The organism is Calidithermus terrae, assembly GCF_003574345.1.
GTDB classification, from domain to species: Bacteria; Deinococcota; Deinococci; order Deinococcales; family Thermaceae; genus Calidithermus; species Calidithermus chliarophilus.
In genome coordinates this window covers 1-17,247 of record NZ_QXDL01000078.1, presented here as the reverse complement: position 1 = coordinate 17,247, position 17,247 = coordinate 1, and the positions used below count along the sequence as shown (strand labels likewise).

Here is a 17,247-nt window from a genome sequence, read left to right as displayed (position 1 = left end):
GCCCCTGGTCGGGCTGGGTGAGCCGGGCGGGCGGGGCCGGGGTGTTGGTGTTGCCTGAGGGGCCCGCGGCCGGGGGGCGGAGGTCGAGCAGGGACACGTTGCCCACCGAGAGCCTGAGCTGGGAGGAGAGCGCCGCGGTGGGCAGGGCCAGCACCGGAGGCTTCACGAACATCGCGTACGTGCCGTAGGGCATGACCGCCGTCCAGGGACTCTCCAGCGCCCCGTCGGCCAGGGAGTAGGCCTCGTCCTTGTAGACGTTGTTGGAGTTCCATTCGGTGCGATGCTCCCAGCCGTACAGGTGCCAGTACCAGGCCATCTGGCCCCACTGCCTGCGGGTCGTGTGCACCCGACCCCCTACTACGACGTTGGTGTAGGTCTCGCGGTACATGGCGTGCTGGGCTTGGTTGCTGCCGTCCTGCTCCCAGGTCCACCCGTTGGCGGCCAGCACCTGGCTGCCGAAGGGGTCGTAGCGGAAGGCGGTGTAATTGCTGGTCTTGCCTGCGGGCTTGCTGGCCGGGTAGGTGTTGCTATCCTCAGTGATCTGGAAAATTGCCGCGCGTCCCTCGGCGTCGTATCGCTTGGAGCGGCCGTGGTACGTGAACGGTTTGGCCCCTCTGGAATCCGACACCGACAGGCGGTCACCCCGCGAGCTGAGGGTGTAGGTGAGGGTGTACCCGTAGCAGGTAGAGTCGCTACAGCCGGGCGGAGTGCCGACGGTCTCGCTGGTGACGGCGTTGACACCGTTATAGGCCGCGGTCTTGGGCACGTAGGAGCTGGTTTCGTCGAACGGCCGGTAGCACTGACAGTCCGAATTCCAGCGGCGGCCTGTGGTCACGGTCTCCTGCGCGTGCTGGGTGCGGTTGCCGTAGCCGTCGTAGGTGAAGGTGGCGGTGGAGGTCGTGCTCGAGTAGGCGTTCTCGGGTCCCGGCCAGCCCTGGGCCGTGGTGGTGGTACTGCGGTAGGGGAGCCCCGCGTAGGGGTGCCCCGTGGCGCGGTAGACCGTCACCTGGCTCACCGGGTGGGCCGGCGACTGCAGCATCCCCTGGACCGTCCACTCGTCGGTGCTCCCGGTGAGGCCGCTGAGGGTCGGCCGGGTGACCAGCTTGTAGCGCAACGTGCTGCCGGTCTTGAGTTCCTGGGTCTGGGTGCCGTCAGGGTCGTAGGTGGTGCTGGTCACCGCCGGGCCCGGGATCGTGGTGCCCCCGGTGTTGTCACGTCCCCCGTTGCTGTCGGTAACAGTGGTCACCCGCCCGCGCTTGTCGTAGACGTAGTCGGTGTAGTTCCCGTCACCTGTGAGCGCTCGCTTCTTGAGGCCGCTGCGGTAGTAGCTGTAGGTCACGATGTTGCTGGTGGCCTTGCCCGTGGCGCTCCAGTCCTTGGGGGCCTCGTCGTAGTAGTTGACGCTGTTGATCTGGTCGCGCTCGTTGTAGACCGTGGTGGCGCTGCCGATAGTGGCGGCCATCAGCGCCCCGTTGGAGAAGTCGTGGTTGGGGGTGTTGTAGTAGCTGCGCACCTTGAAGCGCACGTCGCGGGTGTGGTAGCTCTCCTTGTTCGTCGAGGAGTACTGGTAGGTGTAGCGGTTCTGTTTGTCGTTGGCGCTGATCGGCGTGCCGTCCCCGCTGGCGCTGGTTGGGGTGTCCCAAGACTCGACCAGGTTGGAGTTGGCGTCGTGCCTCCGGTAGCTGTTGTGGTTGACGTTGCCGACGTAGTAGGGAAGCGTGATGCCGTTGATCACGACGTCGACCCGCTGGGTGAGCGGCCGACCATCGGCGTCGCGCTGGGTGGCGTAAACCCGGTCGGTGCCGGTGAACAGGCGCTTGACCAGGAGCCCCAGCCCGTTGTACTGAAAGGTCACCGTGCGCTCACGGCCGTCCCAGTTCAAGGCCGGGTGAATGGGGCTGGTGACGGGGCTAGCCTGGGAGGCCTCGCGGGTCTTGTCCCCCCGGCGGTTGTACTCGTAGACCGTGGCGTTCCCCGCGCTGACCGTGGGCATGTTGTCCACGCCGACGCTGGCGACCTTGCCGGCGAGGTCGCCGCTATAGTCGTAGGTGGTCTCCGCCGTGAGCCGGCCGTCCAAGCGGTAGGTCTTCATCCTCATATTCGGGATGAGGTCCTGCCTGTGGGGGCGGGTCTCGCGCACCACCTTGCCCAGGGAGTTGTAGGCGTACTCGGTGTACAGGCCGGTGTTGTCCTCCCCCGGCGCCCCGTTGGAGCGCTGCTTGACCAGGTTGCCCGCGTAGTCGTACCAGTACTGGCTCAGCAGGCCGCTGCCGTCGGGGAAACCGGAGGCGCTGTCGGTCTGGTTGCCACGGCTCTTCTTGAGCTCCTGGACCAGGTTGCCCCAGGCGTCATGGGTGTACTCAGCCACGAAGCCCTCGGCGTCCTTGAGGGAGGTGCGGTTGCCACGGCTGTCGTAGGTGATGACTACCGTGGAGTTGTCCGGCAGCGTGTCGCTCAGGACCCGCCCCGCGTAGTCGTAGGTGTGGGACGTGCAGGCCGCTTCGGCCCCGGCCTGGGTGTCCATGTGGGCGACGCACGTCCGGGTGGGGAAACGGCGGCTGCCGTACTCGAGGGCCTTGGTCGTGACGTGGCCGTCGCCCAGGACGTTGGCAGGAGTGCCGGCCACGTTGTCGGGCTCAAGCACCGCGCTCAGCAACCCGTCGTCGGTGTAGGTGTAGTTCTTGACCAGGACCCCCCGCTCGTCCCATTCCTGCCGGAGGTTGCCGAGGATGTCGTAGGTGACGCCCCGGGTATAGCCGCGGGGGTCTATCGTCTCGACCACCCGCCCCACCCCGTCGTAGGCGTAGCGGGTGGTGACCGAGGTGAAGTTGCCGTTCAGCGTGGCGTAGTCGGGCTCACTTCCTGTCCAGACCTGCTGGGTCTTGCTCACCAGGTTGCCCGCGGGGTCGTAGGCCAGGGTGGTAGCGTAGCCCTCGGGGTCGGTCACGGTCACAGGGCGGTCCAGCACGTCGTAGGCGGTGCTGGTGCAGGCCACGGCGGAAGAGCCACAGGTCGCGAAGCTGCCGTAGAGGTTGTTGTAGACCTGCGCGGGGGTGACGTTGCCCGCCAGCAGGCGGCGCTCCTGGGTCCTCCGCCCTAAGGTGTCGTAGCTGTACTCCACGTACGGCCGCCGCCCGTCGGTGTAACCGGGTGAAACCCCGCCCATGTCCACGTTCCCGTTCGTGCGCAGCGGCGGGTCCAACCGCTTGACGAGGTTCCCGGTCGAGTCGTACACAAAGTACGTCGTCCGGTCCTCCCCGGGGTTGTTCATGGTCAACCGGTCGTCCTCGACGCGGATCGGGCGGTCGAAGGGGTCGTAGAAGGTGCGCACCTGGGCTCCCCGCTGGCCCGAGTTCACACTGCCCCAGGTGTGCGCGTCGTAGCTGGTGCTCGCGACCCGGCCCAGCCCGTCCACGGCCTTGACCCAGCCCAGGATGGTGTCCAGGCGGCTGTTGGCGGGGTAGAAGAACTCGATGTCGCGCTCCCCGCTGGCGTGGTAGGCCATGCCGGTGTAGCCTCCGTCGGGGAGGGTTTCCCGCACGAGGCGGTCGAGGGTGTCGTACTGGGCGGCGTAGCCGAAGCCGTCCACCGTCCACTTCACCCGGCGCCCGTAGGCGTCGTAACCGTCGGCGGCGGGGACCTCGGTGGTTTCCCGGACCGTGGTCACGCTGCCGCCGGCGCCTACCCCCCGCGTGACCTTCTTCAGGCGACCCACGTTGCCCCCGGAGGTGTGGTACTCGTAGTCGGTGACGTTGGTGGGCTGGCCCTCCCAGCTGTGGTCGAGCTCGCCGGTCGGGAGGTAGAACCACATGCGGCGCGCGGGCGTGACGCCGTTGTTGCCGTCGGGCGAGACGAACAGGTGCTCCCAGACCTGCTGGCCGAAGCCGTTGTACGAGCGGAACGCCCAGCGGTAGTGGCGCACCTCGGTGGCGCCGCTGTAGTCGGCGGTGTGCTGCCCGGGGAGCAGCTCGTGGTTGACGTTGCCCAGGGCGTCGTAGAAGTAGCGGCCCAGCCGGCCCTGGTGGTCGCGCTCGTACACCAGGTCGGCGTACTGCCGCACCAGAGGGCCCGCGGGGGCGTAGCTGCCGTTGGCGTCAGGCACGTAGGGCTGCCATGTACCGCTGCCCGAATGATAGGCATAGGTGGTGGTCTGGGTCTTATCCGGCTGGCCCGGCAGCCTACGCTCACTACGGGCCAGGCGCCCGGCCTCGTCGTAGCGGTCAGCCAGGGTGTACTGGGTGAACCAGATGTCGCCGTTTCTGACCAGCGTGGAGGTCTCCGCCCACTCCACCGCGCGGAAGGTCTGGCCGTTCACGCTGACGGCGGGGTGGTCAGTGTAGCTGCTGGACTCCCGCACCGCGCTGTAGTTGAAGCCGGTGCCGGGGTAGGCAGGGATGTTCTCGCTCAGCAACCGGTTGTCGGCGGTGTAGGTCCAGGTCTTCTCCCGTACGACGTTTGCGCCCAGCGAGAGGCGCTCGAGCTTCACGTTGCCCCGCGCGTCGTACTCCAGGTACAGCTTGCGCGGCTCGGCCTCGCCCTCGGTGTAGGGCCCGGTGACCTCCTTGGTAGACCCGTCGGGCCAGTAGCTGTAGGTCCAGGCGCGCCAGCGCTCGTCAGGGCGTTGCGTCCAGGAGTTCTGGGCCACCCAGGGGTTGTGCTCGCGCTCGCGCCGCTTGGCCAGCTGTCCGGCAGGATCGAAGTGGTACTCGGCGTACTTGCGGCTGGCAGAGTCGTCGCAGGCCGGGAGACCGTCCTGCAGCCGGGCGTTCTTGCACTCGGTGACGGTGACCTTGGCCCCGCCCGCGTCGGAGCCGGTGCCGTAGGTGTACACCAGGGCGCCGTCGCCGGGCGGGTCGACGCGGATCACCCGGTCGGAGCTGTCGTAGTCGTAGATGGTGACGTGCGCGTAGTTCTGCCCCGCCGCCGAGCGCTTGACGGCCTTGAGCACCACCCGGCCGCCGGGCCGCTGGTCGTAGTCGAACTCGAACCTGCGCTCCAAGGTGCCGCCCATCCCGTCGGGCGCACGGTAGGTGACCCAGCCCAGCAGGTTCTGAGGCTGGCCGACGAAGGCCTTGTAGCCGAACTCGACCTGGCGCGACCAGGTGGTCGCAGGGTTGGCCTGGTCGCGCACCAGGTAGTCGATGCGCTGCAGGGTCTTGAGGGCGGTGTCCCAGGTGTAGACGCTGACGCGCCCCCACTCGTCGCGGACCTTGGAGATCATCCCCGAGCCGCCCCCTGTGTAGAAGAAGTCGGTCCTGGGGGTGCAGGGCGCGGCGGCGTTGGTGGTGTTCTTGCAGACGATGTTGGGGTTGGAGCCAGTGTCGTACTTCTCACCCTCGGGGTCGTTGTTGAAACGAGCCCCTCGGTACTGCTGGTGGGGGGTCTGGCTGTAGCTCACGAATTGGCCGTCACCGTTGAAGGAGTAGCGGGTCCCGTCGGCTATGTAGTAGTGGGCGATGGTGCGCCCGCTGGGCCGGATGAGCAGCACCACCCACTCCTGGGAGTACTGGGTGCCCGGCTGGGCCGCCAGCGCGTAGAGGTGAACGTCGGGGAGGGGGGCGGTGCCGGCGGATTTGTAGCGCTGGATCCAGGAGGGAGCGCTCTTGAGGGGCTCGCTGGCGAAGTCGGTGGTTACCCGGTTGAAGGTCTGGCCGCTGCCGTCGCCCTTGCCCAGGAAGAAGCTGGCGGGCGGGCTGCTGAGCCCGTTGGAGTAGGGCGCCAACCGCAGCCGCGGCAGCAGGTTCCAGTTCCTGCCCCCGATGGTGATGGTCGTTTCGTCGGTGCCGGAGGTGGCCAGGTTGTTGCGGCCGAGCTGGTCGGTGCCGACGTAGAGGTTGCCGGAAGCCAGGTTGATGGCCTCCTCGAGCTCGCCGAAGCCGGGGGCCTCGAAGGCCATCACCTCCAGCGGCAACCGCGAAACCCCCGCACCGGGGCGGACGAAGAGCTGCGGCACGGCCAGGACCAGGGTACCGGGGCCGTAATTCGCCAGCAGGAAGAGGATCAGGGTAAGGAGGGCCAGTCGGCGGCGCGTGGTGTCGCGCCAAAGCCAGGGACGGTGTCTCATAGGGGCCTCGAGGGGGCGGGCACAGGCTGAATAAGCCGGGGGCTAACGGGGACGGTGGGAACAATAGAGCTGGCCGGCGCTCACCAGGCCAGCAGCGGGCCGCGCTCTAAGGGCGCAGCGGGTAAAGGAGGAAGTCGCCCTCGGGCTTGGGGTCGGCCCGTACCTGGACCACGGCACCGGGGCCCTGGGGGACCCGGATGACGACGAAGTTCCACCCTGCCTCGAGCTTCACCTCCAGCAGGATCCGGTACTTCTCCGCCTCGCCGCAGCGGCCGCTCCCCTTGACGCTCGCCGGCTGGTCAGCCCACACCAGCAGGGTCGAGGCGCCGGTCCCGGTGTTGGGGCTGCCGCCCGGCTGGTAGGCCCGCAGGCTCAGGAAGGCCCGGGGCGTGGCCTCGCCCCCGGCATAGACCAGCAGGTGGGCCAGCAGGGCCCGGGCCCCGGCGGGGCTCACAGAAGGGCGGAAGTCGCAGCCCTCCGGCAGCTGCAGCGCCGAGTCGGGGGTGGCGTAGGCCCGGGCGGCCACGCCGCCCGGCAGCGCCAGCGTGAACCGGCCGTCCGCGCCCACGGCAGCCTTAGCCAAAACCTCGCTGGGCGCCTGTGGGGCGCCAATCCCCAGGCGGATCTCGGCGGCTTTGCCCTCAGGCCACCCGGGGGGCGGCCAGGGGCTGAGCTGGCCGCTCAGCCTGGGGAGCGCCTCCTGCGAGAGGGCAAGCCCTACGAGGAGCAGGGCCGGGAGGAGAATGCGACGGGCAATGCTCTTAGAAGACAAAAGGGCATACAAGGATCGCTTCATAACGACTCCCCCTAAGGCAGGCTGGCCTACCTGGAAATGGATTAGTTCTACCACGCCCTTCTCAGTCTCGTCTAATTTTGGAAAGAAACTTTAGGTTTGTTAAGGAAGGATCCCAGGGTGGTGAAAGTGGAGTCCTGGCCGGATTGATAGACAGGCATAGAAGAATTTCATCCTCACAGGATCTGTACGGCTGGAATTGACCCTCATCTTATTCTCACTATCTGATCCTGTGCAGGGCGGGCCCGCCCTACCTCCTGCTGGACATAGACAGGCTTTCTGCGTTGAGCTGGCGCGCGGAGGGCTTGGTCTTACCCAGCCCTCCGGGTGATTCAGTGATCTCTGCGCAGGGGTGAGCCCCGGCCATCACCCCCGCCGCTGTGTGATGTGGCGGAGACCCTGCTGGCGGGCATTGCACCCGGTAATTCTCCCGCAGGCGCTGAGCCGAGGCTCAGCGCCTGAACACTTCGACCGCAAGAATTCGGGCAAGGCCTCCGGTGCTTCCGCGAGGATCATTAAGGCCCCGCAGCTGCGGGGCCCCTTCTGCATCCTTTGCCTCAGTTTCTCACGTCACTGTTTGGCCGCTTCCACCCGGTCCACCAGGGGGAGGAGCCCCTCGATCCACTGCGGCAGGCGCAGGCCCTGCCGGCCCCACTCGCCCTCGCGGTAGGCCGCGGCCAGGGTCCGGGCCCCGATGATCTGCAGGTCGGGGACCAGGCGGCGCAGGAAGCGCCAGGCTGCGTCCCAGCGCGGCGCGCTCGGCCGGCTGGTCACCGCGGCCGTGAGGGCGCCGACCGTGGCGTAGGCCAGGTCGGCCCGGCCGGGCAGCGGGTGCCCCTCGGGGTCGGCCAGGATGGCCTCGGGGTCGGGCAGGTCCTGCTCGCGCAGCCAGGCCCCGAAGGTCTGGCCGTAGGGGCCGAGGATCCCCACCAGTAGCAGCTCCAACGCCTCGCGGTCGGCCTCGCGGGCGCCCAGCGCCAGCCAGGCGGCCAGCGCGGGGACGGCCATGCGCTCCCAGGTGCGGGGGTTGGGCCAGCCCCACACCTCCTGCCCCGGCTTGGGGGTCGGGGCCACCGCCTCGGGGTAGCGGGCGAGGAACCCCGTCACCAGCGCCTTAGCCTCCCCCCCGCGCGCGTCCACCGCCTGCGCGGTGGGCAACTCCACGCCGGCGAGGGGGTCGCCCCAGCCCGACAGCAGCGCCTGGGCGAATTCCTGCGCCCCGGGGGCCGGGTAGTGCAGGTGGGCCATGCGGGTGCGCATGGCCAGGCTGAAGGACTCCGGCCCCTCGCCTTCCCCCCACTCGCTGGGGTTGGACGCGGCCATGATGGCCACCCGCTCGGGCGGCAGCCGCACCTCCCCCACCCAGCGCTCCGCGAGCACGCGGAGCATAACCGGCCTCACGTCGGGGGGAGTTCCCCCGATCTCGTCGAGGAAGAGGATGGCGCCCTGCGGCGCCGTGACGAGCCGCTTCACCCAGGCCTGCGGGGCGAGCAGCACCTCGCCCCCCTCCAGCACCGGGAAGCCGCCGAAGTCGGTGCGGTCGCGGTTGCTCGCGACCACCACCTCCAGGTGCCGGCCCCAGCGCCGGGCCAGGCTCTCGACGAGCGCCGTCTTGCCCACGCCGGGGGCCCCGATGAGATGGACCGGGACGGAGCCGGCGAGAGCCATTCCGACCGCTTTGTTGACCGCTTTGTTGGCGTCGTTCATACCATTACCTCCTATCATGAAAAATCGTACCTTTGACCAATAGAACTGTAAATAGGGCGAGATCGTCTGCTAGAGATAAGGAATTACTCCTATCCGTTATTGATGTATCATTCAAGCCATGCGGTGGATGAACGCCGACCCTAAGCCCCCGGTCCGCGTCGAGCCGGTGCCGGGCAACCTGCTCGAGCTGCTCGCCCTGCTTCGCCCCTGCCGCCCGGTGGAGGTGCGGGCGGGCAGGCGGCGGCTGTGCCTCGGCCCCCTGAGCGTGGCCCTCCTGCAGGCCCTGCTCGAGCAGGGCCTGCAGGGCGAGCTGGTGCCCCTGCGCGAGGCGGCGGCGCGCGCGGGGGTAGAGGCGCGCACCGTGCTGGAGTGGGCCCGCCAGGGCCGGCTGCGTCCCCGGTTGGTCCACGGGCGCAGCTTCTACTCGCTGCGGGAGGTGCTGGAGCAGCGCCTGGCCCAGGGCACGGCCGCCCCGCCCGGTGAGGAGCCAAAACGTGACGGCCCCTCCCCCGCCCTGCGCTGAGCGCGCCCGGCCGCCGACCCAGGGTGCCGCCAACCCGCTCGCTTGATTATGCTATGCTTTTTCTCGATAGGAGGAAAAGCATGAGCGATGCGACGGTGATCGTGTTGGCGACCATGGTGGCGGTGTTCGGCCTGGGCGGGCTGTTGGCGGCGCTGGTGTGAGGAGGCGCTGCCCGGGCCGTGCCCCGCCGCCGCGAGGACCGGCCGGAGGATCGTTAGCACCACTGCCGAGCCGACACAGGCAAAGACAGCACGAAGAAGGGGCGGGCCCCCTGCGTGAGGGGGCCCGTGCCGGAGGAGCGGATAGGAGGAAGCATGCAGAGCGGGGAATTCCAATTCCACCCGGCCCCGGGCGAAGCGCGCGCGGTGCTGCAGCGCCTGGGCGAGCTGGCCGCCGGCGTGGACCGGCGCCGCGACCGCAACACCTACGCCGACCCCAACCCCTGGGCCCTGGCCGACGCCCTGCGCACCTACGACGCGGGGGTGTGGGTCACCCACCCGCCCGTGCGCGCGGGCGAGGAGGCCACCGTCGCCCGGGTGGTGTTCTGGCGCGAGGGCGGGGCGGTGCAGGCGCTGGTGGGGGTGCGGCGTGAGGAGTTCGTCACCCACCCCTGCGAGGGCGGCCGCGACGGGCTGGCCCTCGACGAGCACCTGCTGCTGGGGGCGGGCTTCGCCGAGGTGACCGCCGCCATCGGGCGGCTGACCGGGACCCGCGCCCTGCACCCCTTCGTGGCCCTGCGCCGCGACGGGGCGGCCTACGGCTACGCGCAGCGCCGCTGGTACGCCCCGCTGGGCGTGGCGTGGGTCTCGCAGGGCTGGCAGCGCCACCTCGAGCGCCCCGCCCTCGAGGCGCTGTGCCGGGCCGCCGCGGCCGCGCGCCGCGACCTCTTCGTGGGCCGGGGCAGCCTGACCGAGGGGGCCTCCTGCGCGGGGCGCCGGGGGCTGCTCACGGTGGAGGGGGCGCCGGGCCCCGAGGTGTTCTACCGCGGCCGCGTGCGGCCGTGGGAGGAGGTGCTCGAGCTGCTGCGGCTGGCGCCGCTCATCGAGCTGTGAGTCGCCAGGCACAGGAGATTAAGGCGGGCCGGGGGTCATCCCGGCCCGCCCTGCCCATTCGTTGGTTGGTATGAGCACCGTTTTCACGGGTTCATTCCAGTATCCTGGAGCGGGATGGACGCGCCGAAGCCTGCTTTCTTCCAGGGGTTCTGGTGGTGGTGGGTCGCCGCCACGCCCCTCGTGGCCCTCTTCTGCCTCGCCGACCTCGCCTCCTTCCTCGCCGCCCGCTCCTGGGCCGTGACCACGGGCGTCGTGCTGGAGGAGGAGTACGTGAGCCGCGCCGGCAAGGGCGACTACTACAGGCTCACCTACCGCTTCGAGGCCGGCGGCCAGGAGTATACCGGCGTCTTCAAGGACAGGATCGACGACAGCCTCGAGCCCGCCCGGCTGGACGGAGATCGGGTGGTGGTGTACTACGACCCACGCGACCCCCGGCGCTCCACCCTCGACCGCCGGCTCAGCCTGCGGGGCATCCGCTACCTGCCCTGGTGGGCGGCTATCGGGCTGTGGCTGTACTGGTCCGAGCGCCGGCCGCTGAGGAAAAAAGCCGAGAGGCCCTGAGCTGGGAGGCTGGTAGCCTCACCGCCAGTACAGTCGCTGCCGCCACCACTTTAGGCAAAAGGTGTGGCCGGGCGGCTGATTCCCACCGCCCGGCCGCGCAGATAGGTGACGGCTTACCGGCCCAGGTTGCTCTGTCCCGGAACCCACAGGGGCTTGCCGCCGGGCAGACCGGGCCTTGGCGGTCCCGACCCGCACCCCCGGCCCGATAGGGTTAAGCTGGTTTCATGGGGAAATCCCAGGACACCACCTTCTTCGGCCTGTCGCCGACCGTCTGCTTCGTGATCACCCTGTACCTGATGGCGTGGACCGTCTTCACCCTGCTGACGCTGGAGACCCTGTACAACTACGCCGTCGCCCGGGGCTACGCCGCCACCGAGGGGGTGATCGAGGACATCACCATCTCTAGCGCCCCCCGGGGCTCCTCCTCCCGCGTCCTCGAGTACGCCTACGAGGTGGGCGGGAAGACCTACCGTAACCGGAAGCCCTCGGTGGGCCCGGTGGACACCGACGCCCTGGCCCGGCGCTGGCCGGAGGGCACGCGGGTGACGGTGTACTACGACCCGCGCGACCCGCGCAGGGCGGTGCTGATCCGCGACCTCAGCCTGTCCCACGGCTGGGGCTGGCCGCTGTTCGTCCTCATCACCCTCAGCCCCCTCCCGCTGTGGCCGCTGCTGCGGCGCTACGCCTTCGCTAGACCCAGCGGATCGTGATCACCGGAGGGCCGAGCCTATTCCCTTGCCGCCGCATGCGTCAAGCAGGGCATTGGGGTTACACCGCTAACACGGGCCGGGAACCCTAGGTGCGGTCGGAACCTTGTTTTCTGTAAGAAATCGCCCGTTCAGATAGATTAAGATCAGGCCATAAAATCGGATGGTGAACCGGCGTCAGGACATCGACCCCGCCGCCAAGCTGGTGGCGGGGTTCATAACCGTCGTCGGCCTGCTGTTCTGGGGGTTCGTGGCCTCCCAGACCTTCCGCTCGCTCTACGACTACGCCGTGGCCCGGCGGTACGCCCCGACCCCGGGGGTCATCGAGGACGTCCTCATCGTGAACTACCCGCGCGCGGGGCCGGCCTACGGCTTCGAGTTCAGCTACGAGGTGGGCGGTCAGGTGTACCGCAGCCGGCGGGTCTCGGTAGGCCCGGTGGACACCCAGGCCCTGGCCCGCCGGTGGGGGCGCGGCACCCGGGTGACGGTGTACTACGACCCACGCGACCCCCGCGACGCGGTGCTGATCCGCGACCTCAGCCTGCTGCGCGACTGGCAGTGGCCCGCGTTCCTCTTCCTCACCCTCAGCCCCCTCCTGGCCTACCTGCTGCTGCGGCGCTACGCGCGCCGCTGAGCCCGCCTACAGCCCTGGCGCGGGTGAGCACCTTGAAGGCATAAGGGGGACCGTTCGAGTCCCCCTTATCAGTGCTCCGTGCGGGAAGTCTTTGTGACAGGTTACGGCCCTTCGTAGGGCTGCCCCGGCGTCCAGGCGGGCTTGCCGCCCGCCTGACCCTGGAGCCCGGATGTCCGGGCCGCGAGGTTGGCGGCGTTGCCGTTGCAGCCCGCCGAGGTGTCGAAGTAGGGCTCTGCCAAGTTCTTGACCTCGTTGACCAGGATGACCTGGCCGGTGGCGGCGTCCAGGTTGAGCACGTGCCACCAGAAGCTTCCCCCAGCGTTCGCCGGCGGCTCGATCACCGTGGGCACCCCACGCTCGTCCACGATCTCCACGCGGGCCTGGGCACTGTTGAAGGTGCCGTAGCGGCTGAAGTTGTGGACCCATAGCTGGTAGTATCCCTGGCCCCCGCTGAGCCGCCGGACTTTGATGACCTCGGGGCCGAAGCCGTCGACGTCATCCACATCGAGGGAGGCGAAGGGGCAGACTTCGTCCGAGCCTTTGCGCCCGTAGTACACGTGGTAGGGCTTGGACTCCGGCAGCCACAGGTGGGCGTCGAGGTCGCGGGGGTTCTCGCCCCACCGCAGGATGAAGCGGGTCTCCCCCTGGATGGTGGTCAGCGGCTCCACCACCGTCACCGTGGCGGTGCTTCGGATCGAGGGGTCGCTGCGCAGGGTGGCGGTGAGGGTGTAGGTGCCGGGGGTGTCGGGCGCGGTGTACTCCATGGTGTTGCCGCTGAGGCGGGTGATGGTCCCGCCGGTCGCCGTCCACTCGACCTCACGGTCCTCGACCAGGTTGGGGATGATGGCGCCGAACAGGTGCTTGGCCCCCGGAACCAGGCTGACGCGGAACGGCGCGACGGTCACCGCGCGCACCCTGGGGTCCACGCCCGCCGAGATGAGCGCCCAGTCGTCGTTGCCGGTGACCGCCACGTCGATGACGCACTTGGTGAGAACGACGGTGCTGACGATCCCGGCCTGGCGGCAGACCTGCAGGGCCCGCTCCCTGGCGGCCGGGTCCAGCGTGTCGTAGCCGACGTAGCGTGGCGGGAAAGAGCGGTCGGTGAAGGAATGGGTGTCCTCGCCGGGCCCGTAGTCGAAGAGCGACTCGGCCTGGCGGATCCGCCAGCTCTCGCCGAACTCCTGGTACAACTGCTGGGGGGTGGGGCTCGAGGGCAGCACCGTCCCGCCGCGGGTGACGAAGTCGTTCCGGTTGTCCCCGTCGAAGTTGCCCAGCAGACCCACCAGCTTGCCGCGGCGCTTGTCGGGGGTGATGATCTTGACCCGACCCACGGTGCCCGCGAGCAGCTCGGCCTCGAGCAGGGTGCCGTCGGGCCAGACCACCATGGCCTTGCCCGCCTCGAACACCACGTACCCCCCGAAGGGGAGCTGGCGGAAGAAGCCCCCCCCGGGGATCGCCACGGCCTCGCCGTTGATCCGCAGCACCGGCGGGGCGTCCTTGCTGGCGTACAGCCCCACGCGGTCCTGCGCCACCCGCATGGCCACCGCCGCGTTGCCCGAGACCTCGGTCGAGCCCGGGATGGGGGTGTAGCGGGCCTGCACCTCGAAGGTGTCGCCCGGAGCGGTGGACTTGGTGAGGACGAACTCGCCCACCGCCTGGAAGCTGAAGACGAAGTTGTCGAAGTTGCTCAGGTGGGGGTCGCCGAAGCTCGAGGCCATCCCCGTCCCCCCGCCCGGTGCGGGTGCGCTGCCCGGGTCGTCCGAGCCGGGAGGGGCCGGCGGGTTCTGCAGGCTTGGGTCGGGCTCCGCGGGGTTGTTGGGGTCGGCCGGGATGCCGGCGTCCTCCCAGGCCCGGTTGGTCACGACCGCCTCCGGGAACCGGCCGTTCTTCTCGTTCTCGTAGGCGATGTACAGTGTGACCAGCTGGGCCAGGGCGTAGCTAGCGTTCGCGGCTGTGGCGGCCCGCTTGACGAGGCCCTGGGAGAGCCGCTTGATGTACTCGTCAATGGCCTCGTCGCGGCTGTCCCCGAAGTAGACCTTCCGGAACACGTCGCTGAATTCGTTCATCCACACAAGGAACGCTTCAAAAAGCGGTCCCGGTTTCCCTTCTTCACGAAATTTTCTGACCGCATCTGCGAACTGAAAACCAGCTACGAGAGCCTCAATGCTTTGAGCAGCATACTGGATGGTTTCAGCGTCCAGCCGCCCCGGAGGGGCCCCAAACCCGATCAGGCTCGCCAGGCTCGAGAACGCCGCGAAGGCGTTGAGGGTCTTGGCGTCCAGGCCCGCTCCCGGAACTATAGCCCTCGAGGTCGCCGACACGACGACGCGGTACCGCTGCGGGTCGCTCGCACCGGGCAGCTTGGAGAGATCGAAATCCGCTTTCCGATCACCCCGAGCCGCGCTGATGGCGAAGTCGAGCCAAGCGATACCGGTGACCATTGAGGGGTTGCTGACCAGCTCTGACCCCACCTTCTTGCCGTTCGCGTCGTAGATCGCCACCTCCACCGCCAGGAAGCCGCGGTTGAACACGGTCACTTCGTTCCCCCGCTGGAGGGCTTGGAGCAGGGTCCAGACGTCGAAGTTCTCCTCGACCCTCTGGGTCCCCGGCTTCCCGGGGGACGGGCGCGGCGTGCGCCCCTGGACGGGCAAGGTGCCGCCCTGGCTCAGGCCCTGCTCGAAGAGCGCGCGGCCCTCGGCGATGCGGCCCTGGCCGAGGCCGTCGGCGTAGGCATCCCCGACCTGGAGCGCGATGGCGTCGATGAGGGGCAAGGTCTGCTGGTCGCGCACGACGCGCCTGGCGCTCCGCAGGATCTGGGTGAGCTGGCCGAAGGAGGGGTGGGCCCTGACCGCGTCGGCCAGCGCCAACCGCCGCTCGGCGGACCAGCCGGAAAGGACCGGCGAGCCAAGCACCAGCGACAGCGCGCTGTTCTCGGCGTTGAAGGCGAGCTGGGCCTTACCGGCGCCGACGAAGTCCAGCGCCACGACCTCGCCCAGCGGGTCCAGGGCCATCACGTAGGTGAGCGACTCGGCGCTCGACACCGTGTGGACCGTGCCCAGGGAGCGGGCCGGGGTCTTCTCGAGCGGCGAGAGGATGTGGCTGGCGCCCTGCACCTCGGCGGTGTCGATGGTGTAGACCACCGGGGCGCCGACGTCCCGGGGCCCGCCGGGCAGCAGGGGGTTGGTCACGGCGGCGTTGCGCCGCAGGCTGAAGCCCCCGTTGAGGCGCACGTCCCCCGCCGCCACCACCGAGCCCTCCAGCCGGGCTTGCCCGTTGGAGGTGAAGTCGCCGCCGCTCCAGAACACCGCGGCCGCCGCCCCGCCGCCCGAGGGCCCGGCGCCCCCGTTGAGGGTGACGTCCCGCTGGGCGATCACCGCCAGCTGGCCGGCGGCCTCCAGGCGCCCCGAGAGCACCACCGAGCCCGCCGCCACCAGCCCGCTGGGGCCGGAGGCGGTGAGGGCCTGGTTGACGCGGAGGTCGCCCCTGGACAGCAGGCGGCTGCCGTCCAGCGTCACCGCCCCGTTGGTGTGAACGGCGTCGGCCAGCACGGTGGCGTTGTGCAGCACCGCCTCGCGGTTGAGGTGGAAGCGCCCGCCCTCCAGGACCAGGGTCAGGCCCTCGAGGCGGGCCGGGAAGTTGAGGTGGACGTTGCCCCGCACCAGCACCTTCGACCCCACCGGGAAGCGCTGCTCGAGCTCGGCCTGCGAGCCGAGGTGCTGGTCGCCGTCCAGCGTGAGGTCGAAGCGCCCAGGCCGGTGCTTCTCCAGCAGCCCGGCGGCATCCGGCGCCGGGACCGTGAGCGCGGGGATCCGGTTGGCGGGCCGGCCGCCGGGGCACAGGCCGGAGCGGGTGTTGTCGGCGCAGGCCGCGCGGGGGTCGTCCGAGGCCGACACCGCCCCGTCGTACTGGAGCTGGCCGTTGAGGCGGTAGCCCAGGTTGCCGTGCAGGGACGCCTGGTTGCTCAAGGCCAGCGAGCCGTTGGCGTGGGCCACCCCGCCGGCGGTGAGGCCGCGCCGGAACTGGCCCTGTGGGCTGTTGAGCGCCGGGTCGGGGGTGAAGGACGCCCGGGAGGGCGCCCCCTTGAACGGCTGGCCGCAGCCGCTCAGCAGCAGGGGGATCGATAGCGATAGCAAGGCGAGAAAGCGGCTCTGTGGTTTCACAACCTCCTCCGATAGGGGCTACTCCAGATTTGCCCCGCCGAGGAGTTTACAGAAACAGGCCAGCCTTCCCGGGGGATAACGCCAGGGCAGGCGGTTACATTAAGTTAACTGGAACCTGTCCAGTTCGTTACAGAAGATGGCTCCACACTGGCGGGAACGATCCGGGGGCGCTCTTACCGACCCCCGTCGGAAGGGCTTGTCAACACGCGAGGGTTACCCGCCATAGCCGCTTCAGCGGCCGGCTGCCTAAAGTCAGAACTTCCAGGCGTAGCGCACGCCGAAGCGCACCCCCCCGGCGGTGTCGCTCTTGTAGCTCACCTCGCCGCCGTCGAAGGCCAGGGTCAGGCCCGCGTAGCCCAGGCTACCCGAGGCCCCGCGGGCGTCGCGGGGCTCGTGGCGCAGCAGCTCGAGGTTGTCGCCGGCGAAGTAGCCCCCCTCCAGGCCCAGCTTCACGCCGCCCAGGCCCCAGGTGAGCGCGGCGCGGCCGCCGTAGTGGCTGGCGGTGTAGTCGGGATAGAGGGTGTTGCGCCACAGAAGCTCGCCCTCGAGCCCCACCGCGCCGAGCTGGCCGCTCCAGGCCAGGCGCAGCCGGAAGGTCTGGCGCTCCCCGCGCTCAGGGTTGTCCACGTCGGCGGCCTCCCACACCGCCGGGTCGGCCCCGTCCACGCCCTCGAACCAGATGCGGCTGTAGGCCGCCGACGGCACCAGCTCCAGCCCGAGGAGCCGCACGCGGAAGCCGGCCTCGCCCTCGAGCACCCCCCGGGTGAAGGTCTGCCCCAGGTTCTCCCCCCAGTACCCCTCGCGGCGGTAGGAGAGGTCCACCGCCAGCGGGCCCTCGCTGCGCAGGCGCAGCTCGGCCGCCGAGCGCTGCAGCACCAGCGCCCCGGGACCGCCCACCGCCCGGTCGCAGCCCGCCGCCAGCTCCCCCTCGCGCAGCTGGCTGTAGCGCAGCGTGCCGGTGTAGCCCAGCGGGAGGTCCGTCACCAGCGCCCCCGCCAGCAGCCAGCCCTCCAGCGCGCAGGGGGTGGCCCCGGCCAGCAAATAGC

9 protein-coding genes and 1 pseudogene are annotated in these 17,247 nt (G+C 69.6%); 5 read left to right on the top strand and 5 right to left on the bottom strand.

All coding sequences use genetic code 11. From position 1 onward, the window contains the following. The 3 genes from Mterra_RS10400 to Mterra_RS10390 form a co-directional block, all read right to left on the bottom strand. Window positions 1-6,064, bottom strand: a 6,064-nt coding sequence (locus tag Mterra_RS10400) for an RHS repeat domain-containing protein (RefSeq protein ID WP_147372678.1), incomplete at its 3' end; no start/stop codon positions are given. 106 nt (window positions 6,065-6,170) lie between these two features. Then, entirely contained in the window at window positions 6,171-6,647 is a 477-nt protein-coding gene (locus Mterra_RS10395) for a hypothetical protein (protein ID WP_147372677.1), read from the bottom strand. A gap of 780 nt (window positions 6,648-7,427) precedes the next feature. Next, window positions 7,428-8,564: an ATP-binding protein gene (locus tag Mterra_RS10390; protein WP_119315140.1), complete on the bottom strand. Its 1,137-nt coding sequence runs from the start codon at window positions 8,562-8,564 to the stop codon at window positions 7,428-7,430. A 118-nt stretch (window positions 8,565-8,682) separates the two neighbouring features. Here Mterra_RS10390 and Mterra_RS10385 point away from each other — a divergent pair, with 118 nt between their 5' ends. The 5 genes from Mterra_RS10385 to Mterra_RS10365 all read left to right on the top strand — a co-directional run bounded on the left by Mterra_RS10385 (window position 8,683) and on the right by Mterra_RS10365 (window position 12,041). After that, window positions 8,683-9,087, top strand: coding sequence for a MerR family transcriptional regulator (locus Mterra_RS10385; protein ID WP_119315139.1), 405 nt, complete (start codon window positions 8,683-8,685; stop codon window positions 9,085-9,087). 314 nt (window positions 9,088-9,401) lie between these two features. Further along, the gene (locus tag Mterra_RS10380) at window positions 9,402-10,139 is read left to right on the top strand and encodes a hypothetical protein (protein WP_119315138.1); all 738 of its coding nucleotides are present in this window, start codon (window positions 9,402-9,404) and stop codon (window positions 10,137-10,139) included. A 114-nt stretch (window positions 10,140-10,253) separates the two neighbouring features. Continuing rightward, on the top strand, window positions 10,254-10,700 hold the full coding sequence (locus tag Mterra_RS10375) for a DUF3592 domain-containing protein (protein ID WP_119315137.1): 447 nt from the start codon (window positions 10,254-10,256) through the stop codon (window positions 10,698-10,700). Window positions 10,701-10,924: 224 nt separating this feature from the next. After that, complete coding sequence (locus Mterra_RS10370) at window positions 10,925-11,410, top strand: DUF3592 domain-containing protein (RefSeq protein WP_119315136.1); 486 nt, start codon at window positions 10,925-10,927, stop codon at window positions 11,408-11,410. Between the two features lie 163 nt (window positions 11,411-11,573). Continuing rightward, window positions 11,574-12,041 carry a DUF3592 domain-containing protein gene (locus Mterra_RS10365; RefSeq protein WP_170159627.1) on the top strand — a complete coding sequence of 156 codons (468 nt, stop codon included), beginning with the start codon at window positions 11,574-11,576 and terminating at the stop codon, window positions 12,039-12,041. A 101-nt stretch (window positions 12,042-12,142) separates the two neighbouring features. On the opposite strand, the gene Mterra_RS10360 is transcribed toward Mterra_RS10365, so the two are convergent. Both Mterra_RS10360 and Mterra_RS22300 read right to left on the bottom strand, forming a co-directional pair. Further along, window positions 12,143-16,201, bottom strand: coding sequence for a VWD domain-containing protein (locus Mterra_RS10360; protein WP_147372676.1), 4,059 nt, complete (start codon window positions 16,199-16,201; stop codon window positions 12,143-12,145). A 252-nt stretch (window positions 16,202-16,453) separates the two neighbouring features. Further along, a pseudogene (locus Mterra_RS22300) lies at window positions 16,454-17,247 on the bottom strand (S-layer homology domain-containing protein); the annotation flags it as partial.

Bases quoted from the DNA above. Each gene is read 5' to 3' on its own strand.
- Mterra_RS10390 (WP_119315140.1), bottom strand. From the start codon at position 8,564: ATGAACGACGCCAACAAAGCGGTCAACAAAGCGGTCGGAATGGCTCTC.
- Mterra_RS10385 (WP_119315139.1), top strand. From the start codon at position 8,683: ATGCGGTGGATGAACGCCGACCCTAAGCCCCCGGTCCGCGTCGAGCCG.
- Mterra_RS10380 (WP_119315138.1), top strand. From the start codon at position 9,402: ATGCAGAGCGGGGAATTCCAATTCCACCCGGCCCCGGGCGAAGCGCGC.
- Mterra_RS10375 (WP_119315137.1), top strand. From the start codon at position 10,254: ATGGACGCGCCGAAGCCTGCTTTCTTCCAGGGGTTCTGGTGGTGGTGG.
- Mterra_RS10370 (WP_119315136.1), top strand. From the start codon at position 10,925: ATGGGGAAATCCCAGGACACCACCTTCTTCGGCCTGTCGCCGACCGTC.